Source organism: Cellulomonas bogoriensis 69B4 = DSM 16987, assembly GCF_000767165.1.
Taxonomy (GTDB): domain Bacteria; phylum Actinomycetota; class Actinomycetes; order Actinomycetales; family Cellulomonadaceae; genus Actinotalea; species Actinotalea bogoriensis.
Genome location: NZ_AXCZ01000116.1, coordinates 1 through 8,537, shown reverse-complemented (window position 1 = coordinate 8,537; position 8,537 = coordinate 1). Strand labels below are relative to the sequence as shown.

Annotated in this window: 8 protein-coding genes; 3 read left to right on the top strand and 5 right to left on the bottom strand. The window is 72.6% G+C overall.

Annotation, left to right across the window (positions count from 1 at the left end):
* Positions 1-41: 41 nt before the first annotated feature.
* Complete coding sequence (locus tag N869_RS10485) at positions 42-1,283, bottom strand: type II toxin-antitoxin system HipA family toxin (protein ID WP_035061268.1); 1,242 nt, start codon at positions 1,281-1,283, stop codon at positions 42-44.
* The gene (locus N869_RS10480; protein ID WP_035061265.1) at positions 1,273-1,602 is read right to left on the bottom strand and encodes a helix-turn-helix transcriptional regulator; all 330 of its coding nucleotides are present in this window, start codon (positions 1,600-1,602) and stop codon (positions 1,273-1,275) included. The genes N869_RS10485 and N869_RS10480 overlap by 11 nt, the downstream gene beginning before the upstream one ends.
* Before the next feature lie 190 nt (positions 1,603-1,792).
* Between N869_RS10480 and N869_RS10475 the strand changes: the two genes are divergently transcribed.
* Genes N869_RS10475 through N869_RS10465 form a run of 3 tightly spaced genes read left to right on the top strand, consistent with a single transcriptional unit; the run spans position 1,793 to position 4,768 of the window.
* Positions 1,793-2,974 carry a LolA family protein gene (locus tag N869_RS10475; protein WP_035061262.1) on the top strand — a complete coding sequence of 394 codons (1,182 nt, stop codon included), beginning with the start codon at positions 1,793-1,795 and terminating at the stop codon, positions 2,972-2,974.
* Positions 2,971-3,951 (top strand): ABC transporter ATP-binding protein, encoded by a 981-nt coding sequence (locus N869_RS10470; protein WP_052105394.1) that lies wholly within the window; start codon positions 2,971-2,973, stop codon positions 3,949-3,951. Before N869_RS10475 ends, N869_RS10470 begins: the two co-directional genes overlap by 4 nt.
* Entirely contained in the window at positions 3,938-4,768 is an 831-nt protein-coding gene (locus N869_RS10465; protein WP_035061259.1) for an ABC transporter permease, read from the top strand. Before N869_RS10470 ends, N869_RS10465 begins: the two co-directional genes overlap by 14 nt.
* 48 nt (positions 4,769-4,816) lie before the next feature.
* Here the strand turns inward: N869_RS10465 and N869_RS10460 are convergent, their stop codons facing one another.
* The 3 genes from N869_RS10460 to N869_RS18780 all read right to left on the bottom strand — a co-directional run.
* The gene (locus N869_RS10460) at positions 4,817-6,112 is read right to left on the bottom strand and encodes an MFS transporter (protein ID WP_198026043.1); all 1,296 of its coding nucleotides are present in this window, start codon (positions 6,110-6,112) and stop codon (positions 4,817-4,819) included.
* A 70-nt stretch (positions 6,113-6,182) separates the two neighbouring features.
* Positions 6,183-7,724, bottom strand: a complete 1,542-nt coding sequence (locus N869_RS10455) for a sodium:solute symporter family protein (protein ID WP_052105392.1) — start codon at positions 7,722-7,724, stop codon at positions 6,183-6,185.
* A gap of 168 nt (positions 7,725-7,892) precedes the next feature.
* A partial coding sequence (locus N869_RS18780; protein ID WP_052105391.1) for a TetR/AcrR family transcriptional regulator occupies positions 7,893-8,537 on the bottom strand: 645 nt, incomplete at its 5' end.

Here is an 8,537-nt window from a genome sequence, read left to right as displayed (position 1 = left end):
GCGGGGGTGGGGCGCACGTCGTGCACCGACGCGGGCCACTGTCATTCGTAGAACGTCGAGGGGTTGAGGATCTGTCGGTGCCACAGCTGGCCACGATCGGCTGAGGTGAGGCAGGCCGCTTCTGCGGCGTCCGCCCACTCGTCGTGGACGGTCGCGATGATCCGGTCGACGATGCCTCTCGCGTCGTCCTCGCTGATCAGGTAGTTGTCTGCGGCTGCGATGCAGGTCGCGAAACGTGAGGACTTCTGGCCGCCTCGACCGATCGCCATGGCTTGATCGGTCTCACCGACGTTGCGCACCTGGGGGCACAGGTCGTAGGCCGGGGTGAGGGTCAGGTGGGTACCGTCCCAGAAGGCTGCGTGGTTGCGGGCGTGGTCGTCGGTGTTGCCGATGGCGACGTTGAAGACGATGCGTGTGAACAGCTCACGCAAGGTGGCGGCGGGCTCGGTGAAGTGCTGCCGGATCAGGTCCGCGAGGTCCGGGTAGGTGGCGTACCTGGCTGTCATCTCGCCCAGCTTCAGCATCGTGAGGGCTGAGACCATCTGGCGGCGCCCACCACCAGGCTGTCGGTCGAACCGGTCGATGAGCAGCGCGTCACGCCCGGCGACCGTGGCGACCTCCGTCCTCGGGGCAGTGATCCCGACCCGTCGGGCAAGTTCCATCGCAACAGCTTCCGCCTTGACGACAGGGTAGGTGTCGGTGGCCGTGGAGAACTTCGCGATCACCGCCCGGCCCCCTGCCTCGAAGGTCGCCTTGGGTCTGGCACCGCCGATCGACGTGCCGCGGAACAGGGCGTCCGCAAGGGCAGGCGGGAGCGCCTCCCCTGCCTGGAGGCTGTCGGCGCCTTCCTGGATCTCCTCCAGGGACGAGGTCGAGGGTTCCCGAGGGGTGAAATCGGTCGGCGACCCCTGGAAGTCCAAGGCCCCGATCCGGTCCGACGAGGACTCGAGCAGGTAGGTGAGTTCAGGCAGGTCCGTCGTGTCGGAGGACCGGTCCAGGCGCCCCAGGTGACGGGCCAGGATGACACGTCGACCCCACGAGTCCGGCGCTGCGTCGGCGAGACAGCCCGCCATGTCCAGGCCCTGCTCGGGCTGCTGGGGCCCCCGACGGAGGGGCAGCTCAGGGGTGTAGAGGGAGATCGCGTCGGAGCGCTCCAGATAGGAACGTCCGTAGGTGAACTGGTGCCGGGTGCCGATGGCGTCCAGACGCCCCGCGACGACCGGCTCGGTGCGCCCGGGCAGCCAGATCCACACGAATGCGGTGGTCGGTCGCTCAGAAGTCATCGTCGACCTCGGCCACGGGTCGCACACGCTGCGGCAGTACTGCCAGGCGCTCGTTCAACCGAGCACGGACCGTGGCCAGACCTACGGGGTCACGGTCGAACAGGGGGACGGCGAGGACGGTCGCGACCTCGAACACCGTCCCGATCGCCACGGTGGGCGCCCCCGACTCGATCGCCCTCAGCGTCTGCCGGGTGATCCCCACGCGCTCGCACAGCTCGGCCGCGGTCATGCGACGCTCCCGTCGCGCGGCCGCGACGAGGAGTCCCAAGGTCACGGTCGCGTCGAGAGTCGCCGGTGAGTACGTCCGAACCCGTGCCATCGGAAACCACCTCCCTGGTCATTCTAGCGCCCATGAGCGCCATAATGGTTGCTCTAGTGATCACATCTACCGTCCAGGGCCCGATCGACGTCAACGCGTTCGCGGCGTCCCGCGCGCGACGGACCGACCTGCACCGACTCTCCACCCGTGGTGGGTCGACGGGGACCGTCGGCGGGGAGACGATGGGGGCATGTCGTCGCGTCCTCGTCCTGCTGCCCGGTGGGCCGTACCTGCCGGGCTCGCCGCCGTCGTGGTCGGTGCCACCCTGGTGGTGCCGACGATCGCGGCCGCTGAACCGGACCTGCCCGAGGTGACCGCCGCCGAGCTGCTCGCGAACCTGCGTACCGAGCCCGTGGACGGCCTGTCGGGCACCGTCGTGCACCGCGCCGACCTGGGGCTGCCCGCTCTGCCCGGCCTGACGGACGGTGGCGGTGGGGGGCCGGTCGGTTCACCGGTGGACGCCACGTCCCTGCTGGACGGCGAGCACACGCTACGGGTGTGGGCGGCGGGCCCCGACCGGGCGCGGGTCGCCCTGCACGGTGGCATGAGTGAGCTGGCCGTCGTCGTGGACGGTGACGAGGTGTGGGTGTGGCGCAGCGAGGGCGCCACCGTCACCCAGGTGCTGCTGCCCGAGCACCCCACCACCGACGACGCCGGGCACCGGGCCAAGGCCCGCGGCGGCCTCCCGCCGATGACGCCCGCCGAGTACGCCGACGTGCTGCTCGCCTCGCTCGACCCGTCGACCGAGGTCAGCGTCGGGGCGCCGGTGACCGTGGCCGGCCGTCCCGCCTACGAGCTGGTCCTCGACCCTCGCAGCGACGGGACCCTGGTGGACCAGGTGCGCATCGCCGTCGACGCCGCCGACCGGGTCCCCACCCGCGTGCAGGTCCACGCCGTCGGGCACAGCGCACCCGCGATCGACGTCGGGTTCACGGACCTGAGCCTGACCCGCCCCGACGACGACGTCCTCACCTTCACCCCACCGCCCGGTGCCACCACCGACGTCCTGGACCTCACCGACGGCACCGACAAGCCCGCGACGGGCCGCGACGGGGAAGGGTCCAACGACGCGGACGACACCGACGCGGACGACGGCGAGAAGGCGGACCAGGTGACGGTGGTGGGCGACGGGTGGTCCCGCGTCCTGATCGCCACCCTCCCCCCGGACGCACTCGCCGGGCTCGCCGGCCAGGAGCTCACCGGTGAGGCGAGCGAGCTCGCCGCCGGGCTGGAGGCCCTGCCCCGCGTGGACGGGCCCGCCGGGGCGGGGCGGCTCCTGCAGTCACGCCTGTTCTCGGTGCTGCTGCTGGACGACGGCCGGGTCCTGATCGGCGCGGTCGACGGCGACACGCTCCAGGCCGCCGCCGGGTGACCACCACCGACACCCCGCCCGTGGCCGCCACGGGCACGGACGCCGCCGTCGTGACCCGGGGCCTGACCAAACGGTTCCGCTCCGGGCAGGTCGCCGTGGACTCCCTGGACCTGACCGTGCCGCAGGGGTCCGTGTACGGGTTCCTGGGACCGAACGGGTCGGGCAAGACCACGACGATCCGGATGCTGCTCGGGCTGCTCGAACCCACCTCCGGGCAACGCACGCTCCTGGGGGCGCCCGTGCCCCAGGAGTCCGTCTCCGTGCTGCCACGAGTCGGGGCCCTGGTCGAGGGACCCGCGTTCCACCCCTACCTGTCGGGCACGGCGAACCTGCGGCGCCTGGACGCCGCCGACCGCACCACCGACCCCGGGACCACCACCCGGCGCATCGGTGAGGCCCTGGACCGGGTGGGCCTCACCGCGGCCGGCCGCAAGACCTACCGCCACTACTCCCTCGGCATGCGCCAGCGCCTCGGCCTCGCGGCCGCGCTGCTGCGCCCCCGCGACCTGCTCGTCCTCGACGAGCCGACCAACGGCCTGGACCCCCAGGGCACCCGCGAGGTCCGGTCGCTGCTCCTGGACCTGGCCGCCCACGGCACCACCGTGCTGCTGTCCACCCACCTGCTCAGCGAGGTCGAGCAGATCTGCACCCACGTCGGCGTGATGCACCGCGGGCGGCTCGTCGCCCAGGACGCCCTGCCCTCGCTGCGGTCCCGCACCGCGGCGGTCGTCGCCGTCACCACACCCGACCCCTCCCTGGCCGCCGGGGTGCTGGACCGCCTCGGGCTGGCCGGCGTCGACGTCGCCGCCGACCGGGCCGGCCGGGTCACCGCCACCCTCGGTGACACCGCACCGGAGGACGTCGTCGTCGCCCTGGTCCGTGGTGGGGTCCCCGTGCGCGGGTTCGAGGTGCGCACCGCCGACCTCGAGGAGCTGTTCGTCGACCTCACCGGGGAGGGATTCGATGTCAGCGGCTGACGGCGCCGTGGGGATGACGTGGCGGTTGTTCACCTCGGAGCTGCGCCTGATCTACACCCGCCGACGCAACCTCGCCGGAGCCGTCGTCCTCGCGGCCGTCCCCGTGATCATCGCGATCGCGATCAAGGTCGACGGCGGTGGGGGCGGCAGCTTCCTGTTCGGGCAGATCCCCGTCAACGGGCTGTTCGTCGCGCTCGCCGCGCTCATGGTGCAGATGCCGTTCTTCCTGCCCACCGCGGTCGCCGTGATCGCCGGGGACTCGGTGGCCGGCGAGGCGAACGTCGGGACCCTGCGGTACCTGCTGGTCGTGCCCGTCGAACGCACCCGGCTGCTCGTGGTGAAGTTCGCCGCCATGGTGGTGTTCGCGGCGTCCGCCACCCTCCTCGTCGCCGGTGTCGGCTCAGCAGTGGGCGTGGCGCTCTTCGGGACCGGACCCCTGCCCACCCTGTCAGGGCCGGCCCTCACCTTCGGAGAAGGCGTCGGCAGGGTGCTGCTCGTGTGCGCCTACCTGACGCTGTGCCTGGTCGCCATCGGCTCGATCGGACTGTTCATCTCGACCCTCACCGAGCAACCCCTGGGGGCGACCATCGGCCTGCTGGTCGTCGTCCTGACCAGCCAGATCCTCGACGCGATCCCCCAGCTCTCCGTCATCCACGAGTACCTGCCCACCCACTGGTGGCTCGCGTTCGCCGACCTGCTGCGCGACCCCGTCAGCCTGGACACCGTCACCCCGGGGGTCCTCTCCGCGCTCGCCTACACGGCCATCTTCACCACGGCGGCCTGGGCCCGGCTGACCACCAAGGACATCACCTCCTGAACCAGGGCCGTCCTCGCAGCGCCCGGGTCACCCCGTCGCGGGCGTGGTCTACGCAGCCCCCGTCCTGGTGGTCCCCGTCCTCGTGGTTCCCGTCTTCGCGGTGACCACCACCACGGGGACGAGCAGCAGTGCCAGGAGGCCACCGCCCAGGGCCAGGGGCGTGAACCCGGCGCCCGCGACGACGAACCCGGCGCCCAGGCCGCTGCCGGCACCGGCCAGAGCGATCAGCAGGTCGACCACACCCTGGGTGCGGGCGCGGGTCGCGACCGGCAGCGCCGAGGCGACCATGGCGGTCCCTCCCACCAGACCCAGGCTCCAGCCCACCCCGAGCAGGCCCAGCGCCAGTGCGAGCACCGGCACCGAGTGGACCGGGGCGAGAGCCGCCACGACGCCCGCGGCCAGGAGCGTGCCGGCGGCGGCCCCGGTCACCAGCGCCGCACCGAACCTGTCCAGCAACCACCCGGCTAGGGGCGCCGGCAGGTACATGGCGCCGACGTGCACCGCGATCACCAGGCCGGCGGCCCCCAGGCTGTGCCCGTGGCCGCGCATGTGCAACGGGGTCACGGTCATGATCGCGATCATCACGACCTGGGTGACGGTCATGAGGGCGACACCGGCGAGCAGGACGTCGCGCCGGACCGGCTCGGCGGCGTCCGGCGAGGAACCGGTGTCCGTGGCAGCGGCTGAGGTCTGGTGGGCGAGCCGGCGAGCCAGGAGCAGAGGATCGGGCCTCAGCAGGGCGAGGAGCACCAGCCCGGCCGCCCCGTAGGCGACACCAGCCAGCAGGAACGGCCCGGCCAGCTCGGGCAGCCCCATGGCGCGGGCCACAGCCCCGGTGGGGGTCACCAGGTTGGGTCCGGCGACCGCGCCCAGGGTCGTGGCGACCAGCACGGTGCTGACGGCGCGACCTCGTGTGGCGGGGGTCGCGAGATCGGCCCCGGCGTACCGGGCCTGCAGGTTCGCGGCGCTGCCCGCGCCGTAGACCACGAACGAGACCAGCAGCAGGGCGATGCTGTCGGTGCCCGCGGCGACCACCACACCGAACGCGCCCACCGCCCCGAGCAGGTACCCCAGGGCGAGGCCCACGCGCCGCCCGCGCCGCTGGGACACCCCACCGACCATCGCCGACGCCCCGGCCGCACCGAGGATGAACAGCGCCATCGACACCCCGGCCAGGCCCGCGCCGCCGAGCATCTCGTCCGCGATCAGGACCCCGACGGTCAGCCCGGCGGCCAGGCCCGCACCGGACAGCAGCTGCCCGAGGACCAGGACCTTCAGGGTGCGGGCCTGCTCCGGGCGTTCGCCCGGTTCGGCCACGGACGGTGCGGTGGGGTGTACGGCCACGCGGACTCCAGGTGTGTGCGGCGCCAGGTGCACCGACCGTAGCGGTCACCACCCGGCACCCACCGCCCCATCACCTGGGCACCCGAGCCCCTTCCGGGACGAGGCCGGCGGGGGCGGGCACCGGCGCGGCCTGCACCTGGGTGTCGGTGAGGGCACCGTCGACGATCTGCCGGGCCTGCTCGATGGCCGGGCGGGGTCGCAACCAGGCCGCGACCAGGTAGGCGAGAAGGGAGGCGATCGCGCCGTAGAACGTGGGCCACCCGTCGAAGCTCGCGTCGAGCATCTCGTTGGGGATGTAGGCCACGTCGTTGGGCACCCCGTACATGGTGGGGGTGAGGACGAACAGCCCGACCCGGACCGTGAGGCCGGCCGCGAGGGCGGCGACGGCGGCGCTGGTGCCGCCCCGGCCCCAGAACAGGCCCAGGAGGAACGGGACGACGAGCCCGGCGAGCATGAGGTCGAACGCCAGCGTGAGGAGGATGCCCGTCTGGGCGACCTCCAGGGCGACGGTCACCCCGCACGCGACGACGGGGAGCATCGCCAGGCGCGTCCACAGCAGGAGGGGGTCGCGGCTACCGTCCTGCACGACGCGGCGGACGCCGGCGATGTTGCGGACCGCCACCGCCGCCGTGGCGAGGATCGCCCCGGAGGCGGTGGAGAACGACGCGGCGACGATCCCCGACAGCACCAGGACGGTCAATCCGGCCGGGGCGTAGTCGTCCAGGAGTGCGAACAGGACCGGCCCGTCGACGGCGTCCAGGCCCAGCGCCGAGACGGCCGTGAGCGCGACCAGCGCGTACGCGACACCGACGGTCGCGGTCCCGGCAGCCCCGGCGAAGCAGGAACGTCGTGCGACCTCGGGGTTCTTGGCGGCGAAGATCCGCTGCATGAAGTCGATCGCCACGATGTCGCCGATGCCGAGCGCCACCAGGGTGGCCCAGTTGATGGGGGCCCCGGCGTCGGTGGAGGTCAGCTGCTCCATGTCGAACGGGCCCATGCCCTCGGGGATGTGGAACCCGAAGGTCGCGCCCACCCACCACAGCAGCGCGACGGTCGCCACGGCGGTGATGACCACCTGGAACGCGGCGGTGTAGGCGTCCGAGAACATGCCCCCCGCGATCGTGTAGACCAGCACCAGGGACACCGCGAGCAGGACGCCGGTGGTGTAGCTCAGCCCCAGGAACCGGTTCAGCAGGTAGCCGCAGGCCACGAGGTTGCCCGCCATGAGGATCGCGAACGCGAAGATCATGAGGACGGAGGAGGTGACCTCGACCCCGCGGCCGTAGCGCAGCCGGTAGAAGTCGGCGAGCGTGAACAGGCCCATCCGGTTCATGGGACGGGCGAGGAACAGGCCGGTCAGGAGCAGGCAGATCGCCAGCCCGATCGCCAGGGACGCACCGGCCCAGAAGCCGAACGACGAGGTGAGGTCGGTGTTCCCGACGGTCGCGTTGGAGTCGACCGCCGAGGCCATCAGCGAGGCCGCGACCAGGGGGATCCCCAACCGTCGGCCGGCGACGAGGTAGTTGGCGCTGTCACCGTCGACCTTGCGTGCGACGACGATGCCGACGACCACGACGAGGAGGACGCTGAACCCGACTCCGATGATGACCATGGGTGCTCCGTGAGGACGGCCGGCACGAGGGACGGCGGTGGGTCGCAGACGGTGACGTCTGGACGTGGTCCGTGCCGACCGGCTATTTCCTGTCGATCGACAGGGACATTCACCTCTCGTGCCGTGTCGGTGCCGAGGCGCCCGTGAAACGGCTGTGTAAAAAGGTCCTCAGGGGGTGGCGACGTCCGCCAGGAGCGGCTCCGCCCCGGCGCGTGCGGACGCCACGTCCGCCTCGCTCAGACCCAGGACCCGCAGCGCGGCGTCGGCGACGCACGGCGCTAGGTCCGGCACCGGCTCCCAGGTCGCGCCGTACCTCCGGCGCAGGATCACGCTCTCGACCAGACCCAGCACCAGGCCGGTCAGCGCGGGCGGGTCCCCGACCGGGCCCCCGTGGTCGGTGATCAGCTCCTGGTACCGGGCGTGCAGCGACCGGTGCAGGCCACGGAACTCGGCGAACGCCTCACCGGAGACCTCGGGCAGCAGGTACAGGGCACCGAGGTTGTGGGGGCCGGCAGAGAGCAGGGTCACGTCCCGGTGGCACAGCACCCACAGCCGCACGGCGGCAGGCTCGGTGCGGGCCGCGAGCGCGTCGGCGACCGCGAGGGACGGGCGGACGGTCGTCAGGAGCAGGGCGTGGAGGATGTCGGCCTTGGTGGCGAAGTGGTGGTAGATCGAGGCCTGGCGCACGCCGGCGCGCTCGGCGATCGCCCGGGTGCTCGTCGAGCCGTAGCCCTCGGTGCAGAACAGGGCCGCGGCCGCGTCGAGCACGTCGGCGGCGGTGTCGGCGCTCGGCGGTGCACCGGTGGCGCGCGG

Bases quoted from the DNA above. Each gene is read 5' to 3' on its own strand.
- N869_RS10485 (WP_035061268.1), bottom strand. From the start codon at position 1,283: ATGACTTCTGAGCGACCGACCACCGCATTCGTGTGGATCTGGCTGCCC.
- N869_RS10480 (WP_035061265.1), bottom strand. From the start codon at position 1,602: ATGGCACGGGTTCGGACGTACTCACCGGCGACTCTCGACGCGACCGTG.
- N869_RS10475 (WP_035061262.1), top strand. From the start codon at position 1,793: ATGTCGTCGCGTCCTCGTCCTGCTGCCCGGTGGGCCGTACCTGCCGGG.
- N869_RS10465 (WP_035061259.1), top strand. From the start codon at position 3,938: ATGTCAGCGGCTGACGGCGCCGTGGGGATGACGTGGCGGTTGTTCACC.
- N869_RS10455 (WP_052105392.1), bottom strand. From the start codon at position 7,724: ATGGTCATCATCGGAGTCGGGTTCAGCGTCCTCCTCGTCGTGGTCGTC.